We start from the raw sequence: 26189 nt of genomic DNA, 5'->3' as shown, positions 1-26189 counted from the left end.
CGACCACTCGGCCACCGATACGCGGTCACAGCAATCGGCGAGGGCGTCGGGGCGTCTGCCGGTGCTCCGCGAGCACGCAATATTTCTGTGGGCTGCCTGCCGGATGCCCCGTGGAGGGATGCACGTGAACGGCGACGGATTCCGGTGGTTGGCAGAGCGGGAGCATTTCCCGGACGGGTTCTGCGCGACGTTCGCGCGAGGCCTGTCCCCCGAGGAACTGCTGGACCGCTTGGGCTGCGACCCGGAGCACAGTGCGGTCATGGACGCGATGGAGGCTCTGGACCTGCGCGCCGACCTGGAAGTCGGCGGCGACGAAGAAACGGTCGTCGCCCTTCTCCGCGCCGGATCCCGCAGCGGCTGGGCATTCGCCCTCGAGGACGTCACGCTCTACGCCGCCGATCGGGAACTGCTGAGCCGCGTGTCGGTCGGCACCGAGGTCGCCAGTCTGCGCCGCGACGCCGCGCACGGGGAGGCGTGGTTCGATCTGTGGCGGGACGGCCGGCCGGTCGAGCAGCGCACCGTCCGGGAACCCGACGATCTTGCCGACCTCGACGACGGGCTGGGTATCGACGCGCCGCTGCTCGAACTCCTGAGTCCCGCATACGAGCTGCTGACCGGATTCGCGCGTTGGGACCTTTGACCGCCGAATACCCGTCAGGCGAACAGGACTCGTTTGCGGAGCAGGCGAAGCGGGCCCGGCCGAGCATTTGCCGCGCGAACATTTTGACGCGGGTTGACGCTCCCTTGGACGAAGTCGGGTGTGAGCGGTGTGCCTTCGCGGTCGGGTGCGCACAGGTCCTACACCCGGCGTCGACGTCGAGATGCCCATCACGGACGTGGTCTGCGCCCTGCTGCACGAGAAGGTCACCCTCGACGAAGCGGTCGCGGCACTGATGCAGCGGCCCCCCAAGCCCGAGCGCGCATGTGGGCGTGGGCCAGGGCCAGGATCGCCTCGGCGCTCTTGACGCCTTCGGTGGTCTGGCGGGTGGCGGCGATGTTGGCGGTGTGGGTGTTCCGGGCGTAGACGCGGTGGTGGCGCAGGACCAGTTGCGGGGTACCCGCCGCGGCCGCGCGCATCGGATTGCCCAGGCCCTGCCGGGCCGCGGTCAGCGTGAACGCTGGCAACTCCCCCTGCACGGACAACACATCCGGCGTCGGCGGCCCCAACACCGCGCGGACACCGAAGGGGTTTGGATCACCACCGGGGTGCCGTCAGCGGCGTCGGCCACCACCCACGCCCACTGCCTGCGGACCTCCTCCACACCGTCGCATCCGGGATCGTCGGTGAATCCGGCCGCCGACGAGAACCCGAACCCGGCCCTGGTCTCGACGATGACGCCCCCGCGGCGGACGCATCGGCGACCCAGCCCGCCTGCTCCGCCAGGACGCGATCGAAGCGATCCTCGACGACACCGAGAAGATCACCAAAACCGGCTCCAGGGGGGATCGTCCCGAACCGCACTGCCGAGACCACTACCGCCCCCGCGCCACCGGACGCGCGCGCACCGGGGGCCGCACGCCCCGACACGGCACGACGTGAACACCGACCCGGCCGTACGTCCTCACAGCCCGAGACCGGTACCGATGCCCTGCTGCGGGAGCGCGCAGACCACCGCTCGGACGGGTGTTCTCGCTCACCAGGCCGGGTCGAAGGCGTCGGCCTGTCTCGTGAATTCGTTCAGCTGAAGTTGAAGTCCTGCCCCGTGTGGGGATCGATGCCTGCCGAGCGGAGCCGACTCGCTTCATGACGGTTGAGGAACCGAGCCGTTCCCGCGGCCCACAGAGGACTGCCGTGCAGAGGGTCCTCGGGGCCTTCTCCGCGTAGGACGCGGATCAGGAACTCGACCATGCCGCATGAATGGATTTCCCATTTCAGAAACCCGTGGTTGAAAGTGACGACCGGCCACTGGTTCGGGTCGTCCTCGATCGTGAGCCAGCACAGCAGAGTGGGAGCGTGGTCGACGCCCCAGGACAGGATGGGCGGCGGGACATCGGTGATGCCCGGAATGCCACCCTCCATTTGCCATGTCAGATGTGCCGTACCCGTTTCCTGTCCCATCTCCTGATCCGCGTCGGTTGTCTTGAGTTCGTCGGGGACCACGATCACCATGCTCGGATCGATCTCCCCTCCCCCGTAGTGGGCAAGAAACCAGGTGTAGTCGTCGGGCAGCCGCAGAGTAGAGACCATGTCGAGCCGCGGTTCACCCGCAGGCGTGGGCAAGGGCATGAGCCGCGTGAGTTCCTCGGGATTGCGGTCTCCTCGCACGACACATCCTTCTTTCGTACTGGGAATTACGGACGAGTGCGGGTAGGTCCCCTCGGCGTGGGGCGCCGAGGGGACCTGTGCTCAGGGTGTGCTGCCGACCGGGACGGGCAGCTTGGTATTCGGGTCCTCGGCTAGGCCGAGGTTACGCCAGAGTTGCCGGGAAGGGCTGTGGAAGGAGTTGGGAACGACGGCGCTGCGGGACCAGTGGAGGAGTCCGCTGACGTCGGTTCCGTAGGCCATCATCACGAACGTGGCCGGTACGGTGCGATCGCCGCTGTATTCCGGGGTGACCGTGTAGTGAACCGTCAGCCCTCCGTCGATCTGCTTCGTCACGTCCACTTCGAAGTCCCGCATGGTTTCGCGGAGACGACCGTCCCCGACGACGTAGGTGTTGGCCTGGCGGGTGCAGGTGGCGAGGTTGGCCGGGTTGTCGCCGGGGCCCGACAGTACGTCCGCGAGCAGATGACAACGGTTGATGGCACCGTCGGGGCGCAATCCCATCCACCCGGCGTATTTGCCGGCCCATTGCAGTCCGGGCGTGGGCACGCTTGGTGCACCACCCGAGTGGGTTTCGACGTACTTCTTGTCGAGGCATGCCTCCATCCCCATGGCCCGGTTGCCGTGGGCGGTGTCGACGGGCTTGTAGATCGGATCGCCTACGGTGCACGGCTTCCCCTGGAACTTTTCCAGGAGGGTGTTCACGTATCCGCCGCCCCTGGCCAATGCGGGGAGGGAGACCGGGCCTCGGGAGAGGGCGGTTCGGGATTCCGTGATCAGGGTGCGGCTTTCGTTGAGGACCTGCCGGGCGGCGCGGGCCGCGGCGAAGAACTTGGGCAGCCGGGTGGCGATCTTGGTGGTTGCGGAAACCGCTTCGGCGGCCTTCTTCGGGTTGAACAGCCCCGCGCCGAGCGAGCCGAGGTTCATCGCCGTCAGCAGGCAACTCTTCACGTTACCCTTGCCGAAGCACTTCTTCGCGTCGTTGACGCCGATGAACTCGAAGACGATGTCCAGGCCTTCGCCCCTGATCCAGTCGATGACGTCCTGGTTCGCGAGACCGGCGGCCTCGTTGTGGTCGGCCAGGCAGGCGTCTCCGCACGCGACCAGCAGGATGTGCGTGTCGTCGAGAGTAAGTGGGTCCCCGCCGGCGTGTTCCTCGACGAGTAGCGCCTGACGGGCCGCTTCCTCGTCCTTGCGCCGCTGTTCCTCCGCTCGATCGGCCGCGGCCTGTGCCTCCTGGGCGCTGGTCTGGGCGTTGGCGGCGGCCTTGTCCGCGGCGGTGGCGTCGGTTTCGGCTTTGCCGGCGATGTCGCGGGCGGCGCCGGCGTCGGTTTCGGCCTTGGTGGCGGCGGTTCGGGCGGACGCGGCGTCGCGTTCGGCCTCGGTGGCGTTGTCGCGGGCGAGGGTGGCGTCGGCGTGGGCCGCGTAGGCGGCGGTGCCGGCCCGGGTTGCCTCGTCCCACGCGCGGGTCGCGTGCCCGCCGGCGTTGTCGGCGGACGCCTGCGCGGCGCCGGAGTCGGTCGCAGCCTTGGCGGCCCAGGTTCGGGCCTCGGTGACCGCGCGGGCCGCTCGCGCGGCGTCGTCGGCCGCAGCCGCGGCAGCCTGGGTGGCGGCCTTGGCGTCGGCGCTCGCCTGTGCCGCGAGATCCTTGGCGACCTGGGCGGCGCGGGCGGCTTCGTCGGCCTTGGCCTGGGCTGCCGCGGCCTGTTGCTCGGCCAGGGTCTTCGACGTTTGGCCGACGAGTACGGCGAGTCCGGCGGAGGTGTCCTTCTCCTGGTAGGGGCCGCCGGTGATGATCGCCTCGTTGGCGGGGGCCACGACCTGGTTCGCCGAGTCACGCGCGCTCGCGGCGGCCTGGGCGGATGCCTGGGCCTGGGCGGTGGTGCGGGCGCTCGTCACCTGCGCGGTGGCCGCCTGGACGCGAGCCGCGCCCGCGTCGGTCCGGGCGGTGTCCGCTGCGCCGGCGGCGGTCTTGGACGCCTGCTCGGCCGCCGTCACGTTGTCGGCGGCCTGTTGCGCGGCGACGATCGCATCGGCCGCCGCTGCGTGCGCGGTTCGGCTCTCCGCGAAAGCGGTCACCGCCGACGCCTTGGCACCGTCGGCGGCGGCCTGAGCACGGGCTGCGGCGCCTTCGGCCTCTGTCGCGGCCCGGCGGGCGTTGACTGCGGCCCCCGTGGCGTCGTTCGCGGCGGCACGTGCGTTGGTCGCCGCGGTCGTGGCGTTGTTCGCGGCGGTGCGGGCCTCGGTGGCCGCCGCGCGTGACTCGCCGGCGTAGTCGGTGCTCGCCGCCGCGTCCGCGATCGCCTCCAGAGCCTTGGCATGAGCCTGGGCAGCATCGCGTTGTTGCTCCGCGGCGACCGCGCCGTCACGGGCCTGGGCCGCGCGTTGCTCGGCGCCCTCGGCATCCGTTCGTCTCGCGGCGGCGGTCTGGCCGGCGGCCTGGGCCTTGCCCAACTCCGTTTGCGCGTTCTCGCGTTGGGATTGGGCGCGGGCCTCCGCGGCCTGTGCGCGGGCGCGTTCGGTCTCCGAACGCGTCCTGGCGGTGGCGGCGTTGCCGCGCTCGGTCTCGGCGGTCACCCGCTTGGCCTGCGCGTCGTCGGCGGCCGTCTTCGCCCGCGCCTCGGCCTGTTCGGCCGTGGCACGGGCGGTCGCGGCCCGCCCGGCGGCATCCTTGGCCTGCGCGGCCTGGGCAACCGAGACATCTGCGGACGCCTTCGCCTGCGCGGCCGCCTCCTCGGCGGCCTTGCGCCGATACTCCGCCTGCACCGCGGCCGACTCGGTCTTCGCCCGCTCGAACAGGGCCGCGCTCGTGGCGCCGGTGGCATCCGAGGCGCTCGCGGCGGTGTCCGCAGCCTTCGCGGCGGCCAGAGCGGCCGGGGCCGACGCCTTGGCCACCTGCGCGGACTGCTGCGCATAGAGCAGACCCCGACCACGCGGCAGACCGGCGGCGTCCGAGATCTTCCCCGCTGCGGCCTGCGCGGCCGTGACCTTGTCGGCCTGGGCCTGCGCCGCAGTCGCGGCCTGATTCGCGCGTGTCGCCGCGGACCTCGCGCCCTGGCGGGCGGCGGTGATGTCCGCACTCGCCCGGGCGAACTCCGACGCCGGGGCCCGGGACCCGGCGGGCTTGGCCTGCTCGGTGCGCTGCCACGTCAGGAGCTTGTCCGCCACCCACGCCTGACCCATCGACTCGACCATCGCGTCGGCGGCGATCCGCATCTGACGATGCGCCTCGATCTCCGCCGCAACGATCTCGTTGCGCTGGGTCGCCTGGTCGGCCTGCTCGGCCTTCCACTCCGCCCAGGTGGTCTCGAGTTCCTCACCCATGACCGCGTAGCGATCGTCCGGGTTCGAGTAGTCGCAGGCCGCCCACCGGTTCTTGATCGACTCCACGTCGGTGCGGTACTCCAACGAATCCTTCACCAGCGGCTTTTCCAGCAGACCGCCGTACTGCATGTACCGGCGCAGGTCGTCCGGGGAACGGGTCCAACTGTTCGCGTACTGCCAGTCCGGGTGCATCCACGTGGCGGCGCCCGGCCGGGTGGCGGCGAACGCCGCGACCTTCGTCACCGTCTCCGGGGGCGCGACCGCTTCGACGTCCGTGGTGAAGGGGTTGTACTGGACGCCCCTGAGGAGCTTGTCCATCTCCGGGGCGAATTCCGGTACCCGACTCTCGTTGACCTGGTAGGTCTTGAGTTTCGACAACCACGTGTCCTCGCGGGGATAGCGGTTGACCTCGGGCCGGTCCGTGGCGGTCTTTCCCCATCCCCAGGCGTTCTGCAGGGACGAGTTGTACAACGGGTGTCGACGAGTACGGGCGGCCGCGGAAGGACTTCGCGAGGCGGATCCCCGGGCCCGGGACCGTCCGGGTCCCGGCCGGGGCATGGCCGAGCTGTCGTTAGCAGCGGCCGGGTCCGATCGCGCCGGTCACGACGCAGTGCGGAACGCCTCGCTCGCCGCCCGCCCAAGCTCGTCCCGCGTCGGCGACGTCGACGACCGCGTGCGTCCCCGCGAGTACGCGCGTCACGTACGACGCCGTGCGCTCGCGTTTCGCGAGGGTGTGCCCGCGCGCCGGGCGCCGTGGGTACACGGCTGTGCGTGCACAGCCGTGCCTATCGGTGTGCGCGCCGTGTGCAACCGTGCGTCGGTGCGTCGGAGTCAGGATCGGCGGTGTGCGTGTGCGCGTGCCCAGGGTGTGCGCTCTGTGCGATCGTGCGGACGTGCGGTACGCCCCGCGTCACGCGAGCCGACGTCGGCGTGACACGAACCCACACACGCGGCGGGCACCGCGAACACCGCGACCACGACGACGACTTCCCGTCTTTCACCCCGGCGGACACCACCGCGCGGACACCACCACCGCCCCGACACCGCACTGCCTCGCACCACACCGACCACACCGCCCCCGACCGAAGGCTGTGACGACCCGCATGACCGACACCACCGACACCACCGCGCCCGCCGACCCGGAGGTCCGCGTCCCCACCTACGACTCATGGGACGACGTGCCCGACCCCTGGTGGATGACCCGGACCCAGCACGCGCACCTCGACATGCCCCGCAAACCCTCGCCGCGCGTCGTGGCACGCGTGTGGGGCTCCGATTTCCGCGGCGGCGACACCCTGCTCGACCTCCACGACGCCACCCACTCGACGCCGACCACGACCGGGGCCGCGAACGGGCTCCGCGTCCGCGTGTCGCCGGAAACCGGCGGAGTCTTCCGGTTCTACATGCCCGACAAGTTCACCGACTCCGGGACACCGCCCGTCCCTGTGGACTGGGATCTCCCCGGGTATCGGGGCCCGGAACCGGACCTCGCGTGAACGCACGCGGAACCGGCCGGGGCGATTGCCGTGCAATCGCCCCGAGTCGCACTCCCTGATACGTGGCGACGTCGGAACGGATGTCGTTCACCGCTGCCCGAATCCGCCAGGAACGCAGGAGTTCGGCGGCGTCCGCATTAGCCGGTTTTGGGGCGAGGTCGAGACCGCCCCCAGGGCCCGTTCGACGATGACTCGGCTCCGGCGCCGGTCGACGTTAAGTTGATTGCCGGCTATCGATCTTGCGAGTCATGCTTGGTCGATCCGCGATACCGCGGGTCGGGTGTTGCGGCCGCCGAGGAGGGTTCATGTCGAAGCCGGACGAGGCTGCGGTGGGAGCGCGCCACCGATCCAATCTCGAGGCGTTCGTATTGCGAGCCCGTCGCGTTCGAGCGCACTCGTTGGCGTCCGATTGGGACGGCCTGGTCGTTCTCTCCCGGGGGACGTTCTCGATCATCGTGACGAACGATGGTGGGCATCGCATTCGGCAGGAACTTCCGGCCGAGGAATCGGTCGAGTCCGCGGCTGCGCGGGTCAGGCCGCTGCTCCTGGAGAAGGAAGCCTGCTCGTATCTGAAGGCTCTCGCCGGGGTGGGCTACTTCTGCCGCTCCATGCCGCAGGACACGGCGTGGGTGAAGGCCGCGCGGAGCGAGTGGCAGTCGAGAACGGGGGCGGCTGTCGCGCTCGACGGGGGGTACCGGGTCATGGTCGGTGACGCTGCGGGTCGGACCCTCGACCTCGGCGACCGGGAACTGGCGTTGGCGTGGATCTACGGTGATGTCGTCCACCACGACGTGGAGCGGCGCCGGGAGGCGGACCCGTTCGGTCTGACCGAACGATTCCGTGCCGCCGTCCCGCTGGTCGGCTGGATGATGGTCAGCGCCATCGAACTGCTCCACTACATCGAGGCTTTGCAAGCCGATGGCGTTCTCGCGCTCGACCCGGACATGTTCGATCACATGGTCGTGCTGGAGTCGACATCGTGGGAATCGACGGGACAGGTATTCAGAGCGCCTGTCGGAACGGAAGCTCCGGCTGACGTGTTCTCCCCGTTCGGCAAGGATTGGGAGCCCTGGCCGTCCCCGAACGACCCGCAATCACAACACGGCTGACCGGATGGGTCGCGCATCACCGCCGAGAATCACCGACGACGTGACGTGGATCAGCCCTGGGACGAGGCGGATGGGCGGGCGGGCACTGTGTCCGGCGTGCTCGTCGTGTCGTGGACGCATGTTCGTCTCTGCCGCCCGCGTCGTGGCCGACCGGTGAGTGGGTGAGTTCCCCTTCGGCGCGGCGCGGGCGCCGGCGACCATGGCACGGTCGGGATCCGTGGCATGAATGACAGTGTTGCCTCGGCGGGTTCGGCGCGCCATAGTCGGATGACTGTCGGTATCCGAGGGGGTCGTCATGGGTGAGCACGAGAAGCCGAACGACGGAAAGCCGGACGACAAGCCGCAGCCGACCCGGGACCAGGACGGGCAAAATCCGGACGTGCAGAAACCCGGCGGCGGCAAGCACAAGAAGCCGTGAACGCCCACGAGGACGCCCTGCGCGAACTCGACGCACAGGGCGCGTTCTCCGACGCCCCGTGGGTACGGGAGGCGATGGAGGCGGTGCGACGGGAGGCGTTCGCACCCGAGGTGATCTGGCGCGACGACGGTGACGTCTATACCCGCGTGGACCGGCGCGCCGATCCCGCCGGATGGTCGGCGGTGGTGGGCGGGTGCGGGCCGGTCGTCACCCAGGTCGACGACGGCATCGACGCCGAGCGTGGCGAGGTGGCGACCAGTTCGATCAGCGACCGCCTCGCCGTCGCGAGCTTCCTCACCGCGCTGGAGGTGCGTCCGGGGCAGCGGGTGTGGGAGGTGGGGACCGGTTCCGGGTGGACCGCCGCGCTGCTGGCCCACCGCGTCGGCCCGAGCGGGCGCGTGGTGACGGTCGAGATCGACCCCACCCTCGCCGACACGGCCCGCGCGCGTCTGACTCCCTGGGCGGACTCGGTCGACGTCGTGACGGGCGACGGCGAGGACGCCGCCCGGGCCGGTGGTGCGGGCGGGCCCTGGGATCGTGTCCACGTCACCGCCGCCGTCACCCGACACATCCCCCACGCATGGATAGAACACGCCGCGCCGGGCGCCGTGTTGGTAACGCCGTTCTCCCCGCCGTTCGGATCCGGCAACCTGCTGCGCCTGGTCGTCGACGAGCACGGCGTGGCGAGCGGCCGGTTCGTCAAGAGTGTGACGTTCATGCCCCTGCGCGGGCAACGCCGGCCCGGGCACGCCGTGTTCGAGGAGATCCGCGCCGCACACCCGGCCCACACCGTCGACACCGTGGCCTGGCACCTCGCGGGAGTGTCCGCGGACGGCAACTACACGCAGGCGCTCGCGCTCAGGCTCCCCGACGTCCACCGCGCCACGAGCGCGGGCGGCGCGACATGGTGGCTCCACGACGGCAAGGACTCCTGGGCCCTGATCGACGACAGCCCCGGCGCCGGACACGCCCTCCAAGGCGGCCCCCGACGGCTGTGGGACGAGGCCGCCACGATCATCGCCTGGCAGGACGACGCCGAAATCCACGCCTACGACTTCGGCATCACCGTCGAACCCGATGCCCAATGGGCCTGGGCGGGTGCACCGGACCGTCGCTGGAGGATGTGAACGAACCGGCACGCCCGCAGGGTCGACGGCGCCGGGGGGCGACCGCAGCGCAGCACCCGGGCTCGAGCGGTGCCGCGCCGCGGGTCGGGGCAGGCCTGTCGCCGGCCGTGGGTCAGAGGCTGAGGTCGAGGACGCGTACCGCTTGTCCGGCCCATCGGTCGGGGGTGGTGGTGGCGACGAAGGCGCCGTCGGGGCGTTCGGGGGTGGGCCGGGCGGCGTGGCGGGCGTGTGCCGCGCCCCAGGTGTCGTCGGGGGCGATCGCGAGTGCGGCGGACAGGTCGAGTTCGAGGACGCCGATGCCGGGCAGCGCTGCGATGTGTTCGGCGGTGCCGGGGCGGATGCGGTCGGCTTCGACGAGGGCGCAGGCCGGGGCGTACAGGAACCAGCCCGGTTGGGCGTGGGCGCGGTGGATGAGTCTGGAGGCCATGGCGTTCCCGCGTCCCGCGGCGGCCATGGCGCTCTCGTCCAGCACGACGTGCAAGGCGTCGCTCACCGCGGGCCCGCCGCGGCGATACGCCGGTCCAATTCCGTGTCCAGGCTGGCCTGTTCGGCCTCGGTGGGGTCGTAGCCGCTCCACTCCCGCAACACCCGGCGGGCCTGTTCGGCGCGTTCCGCGCGTTCCTGCGGTGTGAGGAGGGTGTCGGCGAGGTGCGCGAGGTACGCGCGCAGCGACATGCCCTCCGCGGCCGCCACCTCGGCGAGCCGATCACGGGTCTCGGCAGGAATACGGACGTTCGCATCCGACATCGTGGCACTCCTCTCGCTCATGGACACCAGTGTACGGGTACGTACCCGTACACCAACGCCGATACCCGCGCTCTCGAGTTTCCTGCCCACACCGGCGGCTCCGCTCTGGTACTGAGGGAGCCGGTTCGGAGACGGGTGGGCGACAGCGACGTCGGCGGGTGGCAGTCGGCGACGGTCGGCAGATCCGCCGGCACGCGGCCCAAGGGCTTACGGTCACCTTCGCCGCTCCCTCCCCCGGTGCGGTCCCGGACGGAGCCGGGGAGGGGCACACGGGAACGGGATGCCGCGCGAGTGTTCACGCGACATCCCGCACCGGTTTCATCACACCCTCACTCGGGGTGCGTGTACCCGCACTCCTCGCCCACGCAGTCGTGGTCCACCACGGACACGATCCCCTCGCCGGTCGCCTCCACCCGCACGCCCTCCCCGAACGCGGTCGACAGGGCCGTCACAACCGCCTGTACCACGTCGTCGGTCCACCCCGTCAAGGTCCGCTCCTCCCGATCCCCGGACGGCAGGCCAAGCGCCTCCTCCTGCGACCGCGCCAAGGCCGCGAGCATCTCCCGGTCCCACGGTTCGAGTTCCGGCTTCCTCCCCGCCGGCCCCTCGGCGAACGCAACCGCGCGCACGACGAACGCGGGCTCACCCGTCGCTCCCGCCCGTCGCACGATCACCGTGCCCAACTCGTGGGTTCCCCACGACGTCATGACAATCTCGCCCTCGTGGTCCGCAAGCCGCCCACTCATCCGCCAACCCCCTCGACCGCCCGGCCCGATGCCTGTGGGAACCACCCTGGACCCGCGCCCCGACCGCCCCGACCACCCCGGACCCCACCCCCGCACCCACCACCCCGGGAAAGGAACCGCCGACCGAAACCCCGTGCCCGGCGACCCCACACGACGACGACCGCCCCGGTCGCAGGCTCTTCCTGCGACCGGGGCCGAGGTCACGCACAGTCGGCAAGGTTGCCGGTATCCGCATCGACCACGGGTGTACTCCTTCGGATCCCGATCGGATCTCGATGCGGACCGCGAGCAGCCGTTCGTCCCCTGGGCAGGCGGCCACGAGGGAGGTCAGACGGCTGCGATCAGGAGTGCGGTCGGCAGCAACCATCCGATGTGCCATGCCTGATCGAGCAGGTAGAGCGCGTGGGGGTCGCGCGCGAGCCACTTCGCCTTGCCGACCCCACGGGCCAGACGCTCGAGGCCGACCCGGCGATCCGCCCAGTAGTGCGACGCGGCGTCGACGGACAAGCCGACGACCAGACCGAGTGCGTCGATCGACAGGCCCAGCACCGCCCACGCGATCGTGACGAAAACCAGCTTCGTCGCGAGCAACGAGGCGACGTGGACAAGGCAGGCGCACCGGCCGGTGCCGGTCGCGGAACCCTTGGTCAGGGCCTGCGAGTCGGTTTGGATCCAGTGGTCACCGACCTGATGGGCGCTGTACAGGGCGGCGTAGACGACCGCAGCCGTGACGGCAACGGAGAGCTGATCCGGGGTCATGGTGATGGTGGTCCCTCTCGCCGGTGATCGGTGGGTGGTGCCTGCGTGGCCCAACGGGCCCCCCGCCCCGCGTGCCGAAAGCCCGGTGGTCGGTCGACGTCGCGATCCGGGGGGATGTGTTCGCCGGCCACCGGATTCCAGTCTGGGTGCCGGCCGGCCGACTCCCGGCACCTCGAACTCCCCTCCCCGCGCCCGTCTTTGCCGGGGAAGGGGCACCGATCGACCGAACCCCGATGCATGGCCACCGGCCGGCCGCCAACGGCGGGCCCCCGGCGCCGGAACTCCCGAGTTCGGACGCAGGGCGACAGCGCGTTGCGCACGGCGACGCACCCGAACAGCATCCGGCGCGGGGCGCCGAAGGGGTGGAACCGGCGGGGGCGTCGTGGCCGGCGCGGACGAGTCGGTCAGGGTGTCCGGTGCTGATCCTGCATGGCGTACAGAACCCTGTTGACGGCCATGCCGGCCGGTGGGACGTCGCCGTGGCAGCCGTTCGGGTCGTGAAGGGGATCGAATCGCGGAGGACGCAGGTCACGACGGTGTGCGAGGCCGTGCACGGTCGCCTTGGCCCCCAGTGTGCGAACGAGCCACATCGTCGCCCGGAACACCTCGGCGGGGCCGGTGGTGTCGTCCCAGCTGTTCGGGGCGCACGCCAGGACCAGGACGTAACCGCCCCCGGCCGTCGCCGGCAGCGGGGACGGCTGGAAGCCCCAGCGGCGTTCGACGGCGCCCCAGTACGCGCGGTGTCTCGCGTGGGGGTGGCCCGGATACGGCTCCCGGACGATGTCCACGTCCGGCTTGCGGGCCAACCACGTCACCCGCTGCGGCTTGTCAAGGAGTTCGACGAAGTCGTCACGGCGTGGGGAAGTCACGATCCATACCTCCTCGTCCTCCCATGCGCCTCCGTGGAACGCAGGCGTCGTCTTGGGACCCACACCGGTAACCACACCGGTGTGGGTCCCGTCCGTGTCGGCCTTGACCCAACTGCCCGACACCTGCTCGACGAAGCCGGGCCCCGGGGTCCACGCCGGGGGAGCGTCGCCGAAACACTGCCGGGGGAAGGTCAGGGCCACGTGCACGGCGTCCGCCCAGGGATGCCGATGTCCGGTACGGCCCATCGCCCGGTGGAACCGTCGAAGAACACTGCGCTGCATCATGTACTCCCGGATGTGGGGTGGGTGCCGGGCCGCTCCACACAGGGCGACCACCGGCGCGTGAGGGTGACGATCGTTCGCGCTCACCCGAGGAACGAGTCCCGGCCGCATGCCCGCTGCCGAAGCCGGCCGGGGACGGGGTGGCCGGGCGCCGGGCCGACGATGCCCGACCGCTCCACCACCATCCCGCCGCCCGCCCCACCACCGCGCCCACCCTCATCCCTTCCCCGAACCCGAACCGACTCCGTACGCAAGGGCCGGCCTCGCTGCGGGCGTTCCGGGTGGTGTGACGCGTCGATCACGGCTTTCGGCGTCGTCGCAGGGCCGCGGCCGGCCGCGACCCTGCGAACCGGCCCGGTTCCCGCCTTGTCCGCCGCCGGGAGCCGAGAGCGAGGCCCCTCCCGGAATCGGACCCCACCGGGAAGGAACCCCCGCACCGACGCCCGCCCCTCGTGCTCCGGACTCCCGAAAGAGCCCGGAGCACGGGGGTGTTCGGAACGTCACAGCAGCGCGGCGAGCCCGACGATCACGAGGGTGGCCATCGAGACCACCCGGAACCCGCAACGCCACGCGAACGCAACCCAGAACATCGACACCGCCACCGGCGCGCCCACACCCACGACCACCACAGGGGGAACGGACGCCCGGTCCCCCTCCACCACGATCACGAACCCCACGACGAACGCGCACAAGGCAACCAGGAGGAACCGCACGCACGATGTGGCGTCCTCGTAACGCCTCACCACATCAACACCCCCCACCCGGACGAAGCTCAGTCGTCGCACAACGGTCGATCACGTCCAGACAGCTCAGGTACAGCATCGCAACGTTCTCGATGCCATGTGGCTCGGTCGCAAGCCCGCGAAAGGACGACCGGGCAACCTCGACACGTTCATGAGCTTCGGGATCCGCAAGTAGATCCCACATGGAATCCACAAAATCGGCCGCGTGGGTCAGTCGACGCCGAATCGTCGCGGCATTCAATTCGGTGTTTCGATCGTCGGAAACTTCCCGCAACAAGGACGCGACCATGGAATTACTCGGAATTTTTTCCTTATCCGGGAGCAGCAGCGCGGAAGAGGGGCGCCCACACTTGTCCCGGAGTTTCAGGGGGCACTTGTTGACGACGCTCACCGCCGCCACGAAAGGAAGCATCCATGCACTGTCCCCGAGCGTTTCCATCGCCCGACTCAGAATGCGCGCACGCTGGATTTTATCCCTGCACTCCTCCAACAATTGCGCTGCGCGGAGCGAGAATTGCCACGCCTCGTCTTCTCTCATGCCGATTTCCCTTCGAATCCGCCACCGCATTCGGTTGCGAATCGAACATAGCGAATTCCGGCCGCCCGGCTTACCGGTTTCCACCCTTCCCTGGAGAAGCAGGAATCCACTCGGGCACTTCTTATCGCCGGAATCCGATCGCCTGGCGAAGAATTGGCCGGAGCCTTGCTGGAAGTAAACCCGTGAACGTTTCCGGCGGGGCGGAATCCCCACGCGGGCCGGTCCACGCCACGCGCCACGGAGGGCGGGGTCGGGTTGTCGCCATGAGAAGCGAGCGACGCCCCGACCACATCGCCGGCTTGACTGCGGCTGCCATGTGCGCGCGTCCCTTCCCCTGACCCACCCACCGGGGAAGGGGTGGAGCATCGACTCATCCCCCTGACGCGTGTGTGGCCGGGGAAGACGGCGGGCATTCGGTTCGGTGCCCGGGCGCTCCTGTTCCGTTCAGCTCCCGTGCCCGGACTCGAGGCCGGGCCCCATACGTCCCGGTGCTGGGCCTGCGCGTCCCTCAAGGCGCAGGCCCATGCGTACGTTGCGGACTCCCGAGAGATTGCGAGGGCTTGGCCCGACCCCTACACCGGGGCGCTCGCGCGGCACGGGCACCGGCTGTTCGCGTCGAACTCGGTGCACGCACACGCGCGCGGCCGCTCAGGGCCTTCGGAACCCGACGCCTGGGACAAGATCGCGTCGCCAGACGCAATGCCCTCCACCCCCGCCGGCGGCGTGTGCGACAGCGCAAGCAGGACCGCTCGCACGACCCCGTCACGCCATGACCACAACATCCGTTCCTCCTTGTCCCAGGCGTGCGGGCCACGAGGGTCCAGGGTGGCCGAAAACCAAGGCAGGAATGGCGAGCTGCCGGCGAAGCCGCAGCGCGGGCTCACCAGATGCCGGGGAGAGAAAGCGTGCAACGGCGAGTAAGTCGGACTCAGGCGACATCTCGCAGGACGCGACCTGCATAGACGTCCGTGGCATGGCCTTCTCCATGGGCCCAGACCGCTACAGAGCAGGGGAAATCGTTGTCCCGGTACGCGATGAACACTGTCTCTTCGCGAACGAAGAGCTGCTGCTCGCGGTCGCGTTTCTGCGGGCAATCCCGAACGACGGCTTCGGCATGCTCCGCATTGACACACCGCAGCGGCACGATCACGAGCTTGGCGTACTCGGATGGAACGACCTCGGCCAGGGCCCGGGCCTGGTTCACATGGCGGTTGAAGGATCGTGCGTGCTCCCGTCGGGACCCGGAGCGTTCCGACGCCCAGGCGCCACAGGAGCACGCCGCCCGCGACAAGCGGGAATCGGGGGATGCGGTGTCGCGGTGGGAGAGGCTCGGAATGAACTCGATTCGGTGCTCGCGCCGGAAACGCAAGCGCCGAACGGGGCGCGACGTGATCATGCTGGCTCCCCCATTGTCGTTGCCCGTGATCCACGTGCATCGTAAACACGCCTCCCGACAACAGCCGCGACTACGTGGCCGCCGTCACCGGTGAGTCTTTCGCGCCGGGTGACCTCGAACCGATCGCACTGACATCACCGAACGCTGATCGAGCGCGGGGGCGTGCGTCGCGCTGGCGGTCGGCGGCGTCTGAACGCGGAGGTGTGGGTCTCCGGGGTGGGCGGTGTCGGTTCGGGTTTGGGTCAGGGGCGCAGGTTCTCCAGGAGGGTTCGGAGGGCGTCGGGGTCCCGGGTGCCCTCGGTGAGGAGGGCGAGTTGTGCGGGGAGGCCGCCGTTGTTGACGGAGGCGGCCTGCTCGCCGAAGACGTCGTGGATGGCGTCGTCGAGGTCTCCTTCACGGAGGCCGATGTCGGCGGCGAGGGAGAGTAGGTCGCGGGTGCGTTCCATTTCCGCAAGTGCGGTGCGGACGCTGTGGCCGGTGGAGGCGTCGAGCAGTTCGGCGCGGATGCCGGGGTCGGGTTCGGCCGCCATCGCTGGGACGGTGTCGGCGTCGACCATCGGGGTGCCGGATCGGTCGCACGAACCCTGCCATGTGAGTCCCGGGACGCGAACGAACAGGTCGCCGGGCTGGCCTCGGTCGATTTCGGTCCGCACGACGTACGCGAATTCGTGATCCAGCGCGGTGAGTGCGTCGAGGAGGCACTGCACGTCGTCGGCGTCGATGCCGTGGGCCGTCAGGTCCTGGCCCGGCGTGAGCCGGGGCTCGTCCGCGTCGAGGTCGGTGCCGTGGCGCTCGGCATCGGTCATGAACCCCGCGGCCCGCAGGCGGTCGCCGAGATCGGCTGCGGTGTCCGTGGAGCAGCAGATGACGGTGAGGTGGGCGTAGTACTCGTCGTCCATGTCGGTTTCCTTGTCATCGTGCGAAGTCGGGCGGCGTGGCTACGTGTGGCGGAGGTCGCGTCGGGCCCGGTTGAGACGGTGGTCGGTTGCCGCGACCGGGCTGATGTCGGTAACGGCGTCTCCGCGCCAGTCGGCGGGTCTGCCCGGCGCTTGGGGTGCCTGGGGGTGTCGACGGGATGGTTGAGCCATCCCCCCGGGTCACCGACGAGTGCGCAAACTCGGCCTTCGTCGTCCTCCAGGTGGAAGTTCGAGTCGCCGCCGAATCCGTAGGGATCCATGTAGTCCACAGACAGGCAAGACGGAGCCCGAAGGTGTCGTTGAGGCGCCCCGGGACTGCGTTCACGCGATCCTGGTCGTAGCCGTTCTCCATGGATCCGCGCAGATCACTGAGTACTTCGGCGTGGGGATCGTGGTACGGGTCGGGTGCTTGCGCGCTGTTGGGGCTGGCCTCGACCCATCGTTCGAGATACCCGCGAAGGTCGATCGTGGTGATCGAGCCCGGTTCGTCGATGGGTACGCCGAGGTCGTCGTGGAACGAGAAGTCGGCGCGGTGGCCGAGGTCGGTGTGGTGGATTTCGACGCCGGAAGGCGGGAAGTAGCGCGGCTCCCTCGACGTCACACACCCGCACGTAGGGCGTGTGCCCGTTTTCCAGGTGGAACGTCTCGTCGGGGAACTGGGCCTGCGTCTCGTCGTAGTCCCGTTCGCGGACCCGACGGACGATGTCGTCACACGAGTTCGACGGTCGGGGGCACGAAAGTCGACGGGCCGGTCAACGCGCTTCCCTTTGTGCTTGGTTGCGGTGTGAACGTGGCACGATTTCGCCGCAGTGCGAGCCGTGCACGGTATCTCCATCGGCGGTGGCCGAAGAGATCAGTCGTCGTCCCAAGACCCGCAGTCGCAATCGATCTCCGGGTCGACGTCCCCCATCCTGCTGAACTCCTCCGTGTGCTCGCTCGTCACCACGAGACGGGTGATTTCCATGTTCGATTCGTCTCCTGCTCTTCATGTGAGGTCGTCTGTTCGCGGCCGCGGGGACGGACGAAGGAAGGGGCGGCGCAGGTCCGCATCGCGCTGCCGGTAGCGGAACGCCCCGTGGCCGGCCGGGTGTTCAGGCGCTGGTTCCGACGTCCCCGCGTGTTTCCCCGGCCTGCTCGGCGGGGGTGGGGCCCGGGTGGTCTGTGTCGTCGAGCGGTTCGGTGTCCGCGTGTTCGGCGAGGTACGCGTCGCGGATCCGGTTCCACTCCTGCGCGTGCAGGGCGAGCAGTTTCTCTGTCGCATGCGCCTCGGCGCGCGCCAGAGCCGACCGGCGCCGCTCCGCGAGTACGCGCGATGTCGGCCGATAGGCGATCGGGGCACGGCGACCGGCGACCGCGGGTCCGCGGGTCTGCGTCAGGACGCCGACGGACGTCATGTGCTCGAGCAGGGCCAGGAGCGCGCTGTTGTTCACGCCTGCTGTCACCACGCGGCGGGCCTGGGCGTACGAGAGGCCGTAGGTCTGGTTCTCGGGGTCGCGTCGGTTCAGAATCAGTTCCGCGATCTTGAACAGGCTCAAGGAGTCGCGTTTCTCGAATACGGACAGCACGTCGGCCTCCGTCGGCCTATATGCCCTCATGATTTCGGTGTCCCGTTCTTGGCGCGTTCGGTATTTGTCGTCGACCGGGTCGAACGCTTTCAGCATATCTCCCCGACGAGGAACCCTTTTGTGCGATGACCCCTCCCCCGGTGTTCCGGGGAAGGGTGGGACCCCAGGGAAAGGCCGCCCGATTTCCGGATAGCATATTCTTGTTCTTCTGTTCCTTTCGGAAAGGAAATCGCATGGGCGCCATTCCCGAGGACGAGGCCGAGGCGGCACGTCGACGAAACCGCGCACGCAGGGACGCCTTTCTGCCGGCGTGCCCCACGGGTGCCCACGACAACCTGTATCCCGGGCCGAACGGTGAGTGCCACCAATGCGAGGAGGACGCCGAGCATCTCCGGGAACTCTTCGCGACTGCGCACTCGTTCGTGTGGACCGACCGTGACGGTCCCACGAGGGACTATCTGGGCTGCCCGGAGGGTGCGACGGTGCATCGCAGCCGGCCCGAAGCCGTGAGTCCGGAGGCGGCGTGCGGTGATGATCTCGCCGACGTGGGTCACGTGCGCCTGGGCGGTCGGGATCCCCACTTCGCCTGGATTCTGTGCCCGCGCTGCTTCCCGGACGCCCCCGCGCACAGGCACCCGAAGCATTGACGCAACCGTGCCGGGACGTCGCAGGCGTCCCGGCACGATCGACGTTCCCTTGATGAGAAGTCCAGCGGTCTCGGGTCGTGGATTCCCTTCCCCCGCCCGGCCGATTCCGGGGAGGGTGCCGGCGTGATCGCGGCATCCCATCGGCGTTCATAACATGGACGGGAAATGGTCGGAGCGCTCGAGAATAAGGCAGGAATACATCGTGAATGGACGGTTCGAACCGTGGTACTGCGTCGCCGCCGTCGGCGATGCCGCAGATATCGTGCTGTACGAGGGAACCAACGAGACAACCGCGCTCGATTGGGCAAGGCGGGGAATGGCCGAGCACCCCTCCGTTTGCGGACTCCGTGACGGGGAGGCATGGAAGTGGGGTGCCCGAGATTCCGACGGTGGCGTGCACATCGTGGATGCCGGCTTCTGCTGGCACCCGAAATGCGGGCAGGTCGAACCCGGTGAGTGTTTCTGTGTGACACGGGGCGCCTTGACCGACAAACCTTCGTAGCCCGTGCGGAATCATCCGTCGAACCCGATGCCGGGTCGGCGTCACGGCCGCCGACCCGGCATCCAGTCGGGTGGGCCGCCGTCTCGCCGCTCCGCCCTTCCCTGCCCCAACCATCGTTCCCAGGACGGGCCCCGGACGACGCACCGGCGGACCCTTCCGTTGCGTGACGGCAACGGAACTCGCCGCGCGAGCGGAACGAGGGCATCGAGCCACGCCGCGCAACTCCCCATCAGAGAACGGGAATCGAAAGATGGTCGATCCCCGAACGGAAATGGTGTTCTCGATTCTGCATCATCGTCACTCGGCGCCGATTCACTCGAACCCTTCCCCGTACCGTCGGCTGCGGGGAAGGGCATGGTCCGCAGGTATCGCATCATCCGTTCCTCCAGAATGAAGTGGAGATCCCCACTCGCTGAGGATTGATCGACGAACGCTCCCGATATGCACGGGAACCACGACGGGACCGCGACGGGCGACGGTACTCGCCAGGCCTGGGAAGCCGTCGATGAATGCGAACATGCGCGGACCCGACCATGTCGAACCGACTCCCGGCAACCAGGCAACGACCCGACCGACTCGTACGGAGGATGAACTGTGAAGTTCCTGATCAAGAGCGAGAGCGTATTGCTGGCCGAGGTGACCGTACCCGCGGGTGAGATCGCCGGCGTGGCATTCGAATGTGCCGACCGGCCGGAGGTTCAATACATCGGTGTGGACCTGCACGGCGACGGGTCGGTGTCCGTGGGGCACTGGCCGGACGGGGTGCATTGGCGTGCGGAGATACGCACAAAGGGGACGTGCCACACCGATCAATGACCAGCGGTGGAGCGTTGACAGCGAGTCGAGGCCGCGGCGGGAATGCGCGTGGTCTTCAGGTGGGCCGCCGGGTGGGGCCGCGTCCTCGCGCCCTGTCCGGGTGGGTCAGATGCGGGGCGAACCTACCAACCGGAGGTCCCCGCGTTGCTCACGGCGGCACCCTCGCCGTTTCCACCTCTGCCACGGCATGCGCTTGCGCAGGCCGACCGCCAGGTCGAGGTAGGCCTGCAACACGACCTCGGGTCCGGGCCGCAAGGTGTCTGGCTATGACGTCTTGAGTTGGCCCCGGCGGGACGCCTTGAATCGGCCCCACCCGGGGATGATTCCGGGGTTGGTGACGTCTTGAAGTGGCCCCGGGTGTTGGCTTGACGTGGCTCCGGGGTCGCTCGGTTCGGTGGGATGATCGGCCCGTGACAGCTGTCCTCCCGCGAACGATCCGGGCGATCGGGACCCCTGAACTGCTCCGCTTGGAAGGCGAGGCCGCCGATTACGGGTTCAGCCAGAGGTTGTCGGTCGACTGGCTGCGGCGGCACGTCCCCGAAGACGCCGTGCACCACCTGTATCCGATGTTCGAACACCGCCTGGAACATCGGCCCGCGGTCTCCCCGCAGTGGCGGTGCCAACTGCTGTTGTCGGTGCGGACCGGCGAACAGATCTTGAGTCTGCTCGATGTTCGACCGGCCGCCTTCGAGGAACTCCCCGAGACGCTGGACGCGCCGGCCAAGACCGAGATCGCGGCCCGGATGGACCGCGCGTCGTCGGTGCGCGAGTGGATGGGGAAGCGGAACCGACCGCCGAACGGGTGACTACGCCGAAGCGTTCGCCTGCATCCGGGCTTTGGTGTGGGCGAGTCGATAGGATTCGGTGCCCGTCTCGATGATCGTGCCGTTGAACGTGAGCCGGTCCACGATCGCCGCGCACAAACGCGGGTCCGTGAACGTTTTCGTCCAGCCTCCAAACGATTCATTGGATGCGATGGCGACGCTGTTCTTCTCCTCCCGCTCGGTCAATACCTGGAAGAGCATCTCGGCACCCCTGCGGTCCAGTTCGAGATAGCCGAGTTCGTCGATGCACAAAAGATCGACGCGTCCGTAACGGGCGATTGTCTTGGTCAACTGCTTCTCGTCTGCCGCTTCCACGAGTTCGTTCACGAGTTTGGCGGCGAGCGCGTAACGAACCCGGTATCCGGCCATCGCCGCGGCCGTTCCCAGTGCAATCAACAGGTGCGACTTTCCCGTGCCGGAGTCGCCGATCAGACACAGCGGTTCGCCTTTGCGGATCCACTCGCAGGTGGCGAGGTTGTTCACCAACGCCGGTGGGATGTTGGGGTTGGCGGAGTATTCGAAATCGGTCAGCCACTTCTGCCTGGGGAAACCCGCCGCGCGGATCCGCCGCTCGGACCGGCGGCGGTCGCGGTCCTCGCACTCGGCCATCAACAGCTCGGCGAGGAACCCCCGGTAGGACAGATGCTCGCGTTCCGCGCGCGAGACGGTGGCCTCGAACTGGCTGCGGATCGTGGGCAGACGCAGGACGCGGCAGGCGGTGTCGATCGCGGCGTTCGAGGCCGGTTCGGTCAGGCTGTGGTGCGGGATCGTCATGACGAGTCCTTCCGGTTGAGCCGCAGTAACTGGTCCCAGTCGTTCAGAGCGGGCGGCGGGCGGACGTCGCCGGGAAGCTGCGCGACCCGCCGCATCGTCAGGCTGGTCACCCGTTCCTGCGGGTCCGGGGCGACCGGCGGCGGGGCCGCGCGAGGGGATTCGGCGGCGACCGTCGGCGACCTGTTGCGGCTCTCGGCCGCCTTGCGGGCCTCAAGCGCGACGACGTCCGGGGTGTGGGAACCCACCGCCAACGCCGCCCGGATGCCGTCGACGACGTCCTGATGGTGCATGTGTCGGTGCAGCAGGAGAACGTTGACCAGGGCTTTTGTGCCTTCCCCGTCGCCGTGCGCGGATTTGGCGGCCGCCCACAAAGCCTCGTGGGCGGTGGTGAAGGAACCTTCCTTGCGGGCCTGGTCCAAGGCTTCGGAACCGGCCAGCGCGCCGGGCTTGCGCAGCAGCACCTCCAGGTAGTGGTCCAGGACGAGGCGTTCCCCGCCGCGACCGGTCAATCGGGAGTGTCGTGCGATCTCGACGCGCCCGTCGTAGGCGACCAGGTCGGTGGAGCGCAGCACCACCCGGACCTTGCGGCCGATGAAACGGGCCGGGACCGAGTACCGGCACATCCGCACGGTGATCAGCGCGTAGCGGTCGACCCGGGGTGTGAGGACGAGGCCGGTCTCGAAGGCGTCGTCGGGAAGGCTCATCAGCAGGCCGGACTCGTGGAGGAAGTCTTGGCCGATCGTGCGGATGCGCAACCCGATCCGCCGGTTCTCCTCGATCGCCTCGAACTCGCGGATGCGGACGTTGAGTTCCTCCAGCGAGGTGACTTTCGGAACGGGAGTGAGGTAGTTGCGGCGAAAGTAGCCGACCTGTCCCTCCACTCCGCCCTTTTCGTGGGCGCCGCGCAGACCCGGCTCGCAATAGAAAGGAGTGAATCCGTAATGCCGGTGGAACGCCGACCATCGGGGGTTCTCGTCCCGGGAACGGCTGTGGAAGACCACTCTCTTCACCGCCGGGGTGAGATTGTCGTAGCGAATCTGACCACCGGGCACCCCGCCGAGAACCGACAAGGCGTGGACGTGTCCTTCGAGGAATGCCTCCTGGCCGCACGAGACGGTGATTCTGTGAACCGCTTTGCCCGAGTAGGCCATGCGGAACGCGAAGAGAAAACACTTGGTGAGCGTCCCGTCGAGATCGACCCACAGCTCGCCGAAATCGACTTCCGCGTCCGCACCCGGGCGGTTGTGTCGGACGACGAATCCCTCGGCCGGCGCCCCCGCTTCCGCCGCGATCTCCGGGCGCCGGGCCGTCACGTAGTCACGGACCGTCGGATACGAGATCCGGGCGTCGAGCTCCTGCTCGAGTCGGGCCACGATCCGCCTGGTCGTGTGGCGTTGCTTGCGCGGCGCGTCCAGATCCGCGCGCAACCAGTCGTCGATGGTCTTCTTGAACGGGTCCAACCGGGGAGATCTGCGGACCGGACGCTTGCGTGGCTTGGGCACCGGCGACGACAACGCCTCACGGACGAGACGGCGATGGACGCCATGCCTGCGGGCCAACGCCCGCACCGACAAACCGTCCCGCCACGAGTCGTGACGTATGCGCGAGAAGAGCTCTTCCTTCGACAAGGACATGGCGGCGTCCCCCAAGCCGGTGAAACACAGTCAGCGTCCCACCGCAAGACCCCTCCCGGGGCCACTTCAAGCCGACACCACCCCCGAACACTCCAACGCGCCCCCCGGGTGGGGCCGATTCAAGGCGTCCCGCCGGGGCCAACTCAAGACGTCATAGCCAGGTGTCGGCGGCGGGTGTGTCGTGCGACGCAAGCCGCGATCAGGATGCGGTCCCGCAGGAGTTCGCCGTGGGGAGGCAGCAAAGCACGCCGACTGATGCCTCCAGAGCGACCACCCAGGTTGTCCGAGCGCAGGCCGGACGCTTGTGCCGGGCGAGCGGCTGAGCCTGTCAAGTGGCAGGCCCCGGGGGGCTGGGGTTTCGGGAGGCTGCCCGGCGGGCGGAAAGAAAGTTCGCCAGACGCCACAAGCCATAGAGGATCGCGCCTGCGAAAACGAGAAAGGTGATCGACGAACCGATGCGGTCACCCCAGCCCCGGGCTTTGTCGGACATCAGTCTTGGTGTCACGCCGCTCACGATGACGATCATGAGGTAGAACGCAACACGCGCAAGCGAGGCTGTCCATGATCTCAGTGGAATGAGCAGCACCGCCTTTCGAAAGCGGGACCAAGTCCCTGGGCGGTCGATGTTTGACTGTCGTTCGGACAGGGATGAGTGCAAGGTACCGAGCACGCCGTCGAGGACGTCCGTGGCCCATCGTCTGGTCTCATCGATCTGCGCTGCGGGGCGTACGGTCTGGTAGGCGGCGAACCACTGAGCCAGAAATGCGACATACGTCTGGGCTTCGTCCATCGCCTGGCGACGGCGCGCATCGCGACTGCGCCTGCCCCGCCATTCGTGGAACGAGACTCCCAGGGTGCCGATGGCCGTGGTGACAACCGCCACCACGAGCGCGTTGACGGCGCCTTCGAATGGGCCTCCCGCTGCACCATGAGCCATGCGGTGCCTCCCCTCGACCGGGCACGGTGGGCGTTCCGCGGATCAAGCGTGCACTCCGCCGCCCAAAGCTGCGCGTCCTGATCGGCCATCCGGTGCAGCCGGCCCCGATTCGTTTCCCGGTCCACAACCTGCCCGCGCGGTCGGCCGAGCGGCGGATCGGCGACCCCGCCTCCCACGTCCTGGAGAACGGCCTCCATGTGGAGGTGCTGCCGGGGTCCCGGGCTCATTTCGAGGCCCTGGAGATCCCGACCGAGTTGCTCGCCCGCGTCGAGGAGTTGTGCTTCGACGCCGGGGCGGACGTCTTCCTGCACTGTCCCCCGCCTGGGACGGCGAGGACCACTTGTTCGACGTCCGCTCGCTCGACGACCTCGCCCTGCTGCCCAACCTGCGCGAGGTCACCTTCGTGGACGACGGCGTCCTGGCGGTACCGGACGCCGCGAAGGTCTTTGCCGCGCGCGCACCGACACCGACTGGACCCGGCACCCACTCGCCACCTGCCGCCTCACCGTTGGCGCGCTTCGATGATGCGGTCGACGGAGGTCGGTCCCGAGCGGTTGCGCGAGCCGTTCGCCGCATCGTGTGTCCGGGCTGCGTCCGGACCGTGGACCGGCCGGCGATGTCGTGGCGCCCCCGGACGGAGGGTGCCGCGCGGCGGCGGGGCATGACTGCGTGCGCGCGGGCTTTCGAAGCGGTCGACGGTGCCGTGCGGTGATCGGTCGGGCTATGGCGTCGGCGTGAACGAGATTGTGTGGTGTCCCTGGGGGTCGATGCGGAGTCGGTGGTGTCGGCGTTCGGGTCTGCCGGCGTTCTCGAAGTCGCGGTGGATGTGGGCGAGTTCGTGGGCGAGGCGGCGAGGGCCGGACTGGCGGCATGTGCCGTCGGAATGGATGGTGGCGACGGAGCCGTCGCCGGTCCACAGGGTCAGCGCGTCGGGGAGGTCGCGTTGGCCCAGGTCGGATGCGGGCAGGGCGAGAGAGATCGGGAAGCGCAGGTCGTCGTCGTGCCACGCTTCGAGCGGCATCCCGCATGGTTCGAGGGGGCCGGTCGGGTCACCCGGGTAGGGGATGTTGTTGCTGCCCGCGGTGGTGCGCAGGCCCATGAAGTAGGCCGGTGTGGCCAGACATGGGGAGGAGCGATCTGACGAATGCGCAGTGGGCGAAGCTGGAGCCCTTGCTCCCGGTCGGGAAGAAGTCCGGACGGCCGCCGGTGCACACCAAGCGGCAGTTGATAGACGGCATACGCTGGCGCACCCGCGCTGGTGCTCCGTGGCGGGACGCTCCCGTGGCGGAGTGACCACCAAGCTGCACTTGGCGGTCGATCAGGTCCAGAAGCCCATGTCCCTGGTGATCACGGCCGGGCAGCGCGGTGACTCGCCGCAGTTCCAGGTCGTCCTGGGCCGTATCCGGGTGCCCCGGCTCGGTCCGGGCCGCCCTCGCACCCGGCCCGACAAGGTCCGTGCCAACAAGGCGTACGGCTCCCGCGCGAACCGCGCCTACCTGCGACGACGCGGCATCCGCTGCACCATCCCGGAGAAGCGCGACCAGATCGCCAACCGCAAGAAGCGCGGCTCCCACGGGGGCCGGCCCCCGAAGTTCGACCAGCCCGACTACAAAGAGCGCCACGCGGTGGAGTGCGGCATCAACCGCCTCAAACGCCACCGCGCGGTGGCAACCAGATACGACACACTCGCCGTCCGCTATGAGGCAACCGTGCCGGTCGCGGCCATCAATGAGTGGCTATGACAACCCGCAGAGAG

At 69.1% G+C, this 26189-nt stretch carries 26 protein-coding genes and 2 pseudogenes; 12 read left to right on the top strand and 16 right to left on the bottom strand.

Going from position 1 to position 26189, the window contains the following annotated elements; genetic code table 11:
• Positions 1 to 103 precede the first annotated feature (103 nt).
• Together ACZOOI_RS29590 and ACZOOI_RS29585 are read left to right on the top strand one after the other, a co-directional pair.
• Complete coding sequence (locus ACZOOI_RS29590; RefSeq protein WP_465278692.1) at positions 104 to 640, top strand: DUF6461 domain-containing protein; 537 nt, start codon at positions 104 to 106, stop codon at positions 638 to 640.
• A 175-nt stretch (positions 641 to 815) separates the two neighbouring features.
• A pseudogene (locus tag ACZOOI_RS29585) lies at positions 816 to 965 on the top strand (NAD(P)H-dependent glycerol-3-phosphate dehydrogenase); the annotation flags it as partial.
• Between the two features lie 713 nt (positions 966 to 1678).
• Here ACZOOI_RS29585 and ACZOOI_RS29580 read toward each other — a convergent pair.
• Together ACZOOI_RS29580 and ACZOOI_RS29575 are read right to left on the bottom strand one after the other, a co-directional pair.
• On the bottom strand, positions 1679 to 2266 hold the full coding sequence (locus ACZOOI_RS29580; RefSeq protein WP_465278691.1) for an SMI1/KNR4 family protein: 588 nt from the start codon (positions 2264 to 2266) through the stop codon (positions 1679 to 1681).
• An 81-nt stretch (positions 2267 to 2347) separates the two neighbouring features.
• On the bottom strand, positions 2348 to 6058 hold the full coding sequence (locus ACZOOI_RS29575) for a DNA/RNA non-specific endonuclease (RefSeq protein WP_465278690.1): 3711 nt from the start codon (positions 6056 to 6058) through the stop codon (positions 2348 to 2350).
• Positions 6059 to 6690: 632 nt separating this feature from the next.
• Between ACZOOI_RS29575 and ACZOOI_RS29570 the strand changes: the two genes are divergently transcribed.
• The 4 genes from ACZOOI_RS29570 (at position 6691) to ACZOOI_RS29555 (ending at position 9737) form a co-directional block, all read left to right on the top strand.
• Positions 6691 to 7083, top strand: a complete 393-nt coding sequence (locus ACZOOI_RS29570; protein ID WP_465278689.1) for a hypothetical protein — start codon at positions 6691 to 6693, stop codon at positions 7081 to 7083.
• Between the two features lie 305 nt (positions 7084 to 7388).
• Positions 7389 to 8192 carry a hypothetical protein gene (locus ACZOOI_RS29565; protein ID WP_465278688.1) on the top strand — a complete coding sequence of 268 codons (804 nt, stop codon included), beginning with the start codon at positions 7389 to 7391 and terminating at the stop codon, positions 8190 to 8192.
• 295 nt (positions 8193 to 8487) lie between these two features.
• A complete protein-coding gene (locus ACZOOI_RS29560) occupies positions 8488 to 8610 on the top strand; it encodes a hypothetical protein (RefSeq protein WP_331767677.1) in 123 nt (40 codons plus the stop codon).
• Positions 8607 to 9737, top strand: a complete 1131-nt coding sequence (locus tag ACZOOI_RS29555; protein ID WP_465278687.1) for a methyltransferase domain-containing protein — start codon at positions 8607 to 8609, stop codon at positions 9735 to 9737. The genes ACZOOI_RS29560 and ACZOOI_RS29555 overlap by 4 nt, the downstream gene beginning before the upstream one ends.
• A gap of 112 nt (positions 9738 to 9849) precedes the next feature.
• Here ACZOOI_RS29555 and ACZOOI_RS29550 read toward each other — a convergent pair whose 3' ends face one another.
• The 10 genes from ACZOOI_RS29550 to ACZOOI_RS29505 all read right to left on the bottom strand — a co-directional run bounded on the left by ACZOOI_RS29550 (position 9850) and on the right by ACZOOI_RS29505 (position 18395).
• The gene (locus ACZOOI_RS29550) at positions 9850 to 10230 is read right to left on the bottom strand and encodes a PIN domain-containing protein (RefSeq protein WP_465278686.1); all 381 of its coding nucleotides are present in this window, start codon (positions 10228 to 10230) and stop codon (positions 9850 to 9852) included.
• Positions 10227 to 10484 carry a hypothetical protein gene (locus ACZOOI_RS29545; protein ID WP_465281320.1) on the bottom strand — a complete coding sequence of 86 codons (258 nt, stop codon included), beginning with the start codon at positions 10482 to 10484 and terminating at the stop codon, positions 10227 to 10229. Before ACZOOI_RS29545 ends, ACZOOI_RS29550 begins: the two co-directional genes overlap by 4 nt.
• Before the next feature lie 329 nt (positions 10485 to 10813).
• Positions 10814 to 11230, bottom strand: a complete 417-nt coding sequence (locus tag ACZOOI_RS29540) for a hypothetical protein (RefSeq protein ID WP_465278685.1) — start codon at positions 11228 to 11230, stop codon at positions 10814 to 10816.
• Positions 11231 to 11557: 327 nt separating this feature from the next.
• Positions 11558 to 11989: a transcriptional regulator gene (locus tag ACZOOI_RS29535; protein ID WP_465278684.1), complete on the bottom strand. Its 432-nt coding sequence runs from the start codon at positions 11987 to 11989 to the stop codon at positions 11558 to 11560.
• Between the two features lie 404 nt (positions 11990 to 12393).
• Positions 12394 to 13140, bottom strand: coding sequence for a hypothetical protein (locus ACZOOI_RS29530; protein ID WP_465278683.1), 747 nt, complete (start codon positions 13138 to 13140; stop codon positions 12394 to 12396).
• Between the two features lie 500 nt (positions 13141 to 13640).
• On the bottom strand, positions 13641 to 13883 hold the full coding sequence (locus ACZOOI_RS29525) for a hypothetical protein (protein ID WP_465278682.1): 243 nt from the start codon (positions 13881 to 13883) through the stop codon (positions 13641 to 13643).
• 4 nt (positions 13884 to 13887) lie between these two features.
• Positions 13888 to 14421 carry a hypothetical protein gene (locus ACZOOI_RS29520; protein ID WP_465278681.1) on the bottom strand — a complete coding sequence of 178 codons (534 nt, stop codon included), beginning with the start codon at positions 14419 to 14421 and terminating at the stop codon, positions 13888 to 13890.
• A 928-nt stretch (positions 14422 to 15349) separates the two neighbouring features.
• Positions 15350 to 15817: a hypothetical protein gene (locus ACZOOI_RS29515; RefSeq protein ID WP_465278680.1), complete on the bottom strand. Its 468-nt coding sequence runs from the start codon at positions 15815 to 15817 to the stop codon at positions 15350 to 15352.
• Between the two features lie 242 nt (positions 15818 to 16059).
• Positions 16060 to 16716 (bottom strand): hypothetical protein, encoded by a 657-nt coding sequence (locus ACZOOI_RS29510; protein WP_465278679.1) that lies wholly within the window; start codon positions 16714 to 16716, stop codon positions 16060 to 16062.
• Between the two features lie 1109 nt (positions 16717 to 17825).
• Positions 17826 to 18395 carry a hypothetical protein gene (locus ACZOOI_RS29505; RefSeq protein ID WP_465278678.1) on the bottom strand — a complete coding sequence of 190 codons (570 nt, stop codon included), beginning with the start codon at positions 18393 to 18395 and terminating at the stop codon, positions 17826 to 17828.
• A gap of 137 nt (positions 18396 to 18532) precedes the next feature.
• On the opposite strand from ACZOOI_RS29505, the gene ACZOOI_RS29500 reads away from it, so the two are divergent.
• The 3 genes from ACZOOI_RS29500 (at position 18533) to ACZOOI_RS29490 (ending at position 21070) form a co-directional block, all read left to right on the top strand.
• Positions 18533 to 18946: a hypothetical protein gene (locus tag ACZOOI_RS29500; protein ID WP_465278677.1), complete on the top strand. Its 414-nt coding sequence runs from the start codon at positions 18533 to 18535 to the stop codon at positions 18944 to 18946.
• A gap of 1096 nt (positions 18947 to 20042) precedes the next feature.
• Positions 20043 to 20264: a hypothetical protein gene (locus ACZOOI_RS29495; RefSeq protein ID WP_465278676.1), complete on the top strand. Its 222-nt coding sequence runs from the start codon at positions 20043 to 20045 to the stop codon at positions 20262 to 20264.
• Positions 20265 to 20674: 410 nt separating this feature from the next.
• Positions 20675 to 21070: a hypothetical protein gene (locus tag ACZOOI_RS29490; protein WP_465278675.1), complete on the top strand. Its 396-nt coding sequence runs from the start codon at positions 20675 to 20677 to the stop codon at positions 21068 to 21070.
• Here ACZOOI_RS29490 and istB read toward each other — a convergent pair whose 3' ends face one another.
• From istB to ACZOOI_RS29475, 3 genes are all read right to left on the bottom strand, one after another.
• Entirely contained in the window at positions 21071 to 21862 is a 792-nt protein-coding gene (gene istB / locus ACZOOI_RS29485; RefSeq protein ID WP_465278674.1) for an IS21-like element helper ATPase IstB, read from the bottom strand.
• Positions 21859 to 23496, bottom strand: coding sequence for an IS21 family transposase (istA, locus tag ACZOOI_RS29480; protein WP_465278673.1), 1638 nt, complete (start codon positions 23494 to 23496; stop codon positions 21859 to 21861). The genes istB and istA overlap by 4 nt, the downstream gene beginning before the upstream one ends.
• A 328-nt stretch (positions 23497 to 23824) precedes the next feature.
• The gene (locus tag ACZOOI_RS29475; RefSeq protein ID WP_465278672.1) at positions 23825 to 24433 is read right to left on the bottom strand and encodes a hypothetical protein; all 609 of its coding nucleotides are present in this window, start codon (positions 24431 to 24433) and stop codon (positions 23825 to 23827) included.
• Between ACZOOI_RS29475 and ACZOOI_RS29470 the strand changes: the two are divergent.
• Positions 24406 to 25145 (top strand): annotated as a pseudogene (locus ACZOOI_RS29470) (DUF6892 domain-containing protein). The gene ACZOOI_RS29475 and the pseudogene ACZOOI_RS29470 sit on opposite strands and share 28 nt — an antisense overlap.
• Positions 25146 to 25154: 9 nt before the next feature.
• On the opposite strand, the gene ACZOOI_RS29465 reads toward ACZOOI_RS29470, so the two are convergent.
• Complete coding sequence (locus ACZOOI_RS29465; protein ID WP_465278671.1) at positions 25155 to 25532, bottom strand: hypothetical protein; 378 nt, start codon at positions 25530 to 25532, stop codon at positions 25155 to 25157.
• A 23-nt stretch (positions 25533 to 25555) separates the two neighbouring features.
• Here ACZOOI_RS29465 and ACZOOI_RS29460 point away from each other — a divergent pair, with 23 nt between their 5' ends.
• Both ACZOOI_RS29460 and ACZOOI_RS29455 read left to right on the top strand, forming a co-directional pair.
• Positions 25556 to 25726: a transposase gene (locus ACZOOI_RS29460; protein ID WP_465278670.1), complete on the top strand. Its 171-nt coding sequence runs from the start codon at positions 25556 to 25558 to the stop codon at positions 25724 to 25726.
• A complete protein-coding gene (locus ACZOOI_RS29455; protein ID WP_465278669.1) occupies positions 25699 to 26175 on the top strand; it encodes an IS5 family transposase in 477 nt (158 codons plus the stop codon). The genes ACZOOI_RS29460 and ACZOOI_RS29455 overlap by 28 nt, the downstream gene beginning before the upstream one ends.
• Positions 26176 to 26189: the final 14 nt, after the last annotated feature.

The sequence above is a fragment of the Embleya sp. L77 genome, assembly GCF_055557415.1.
Note: the sequence above shows the minus strand (reverse complement) of the source record. Positions and strands in the feature narration are given on the sequence as shown.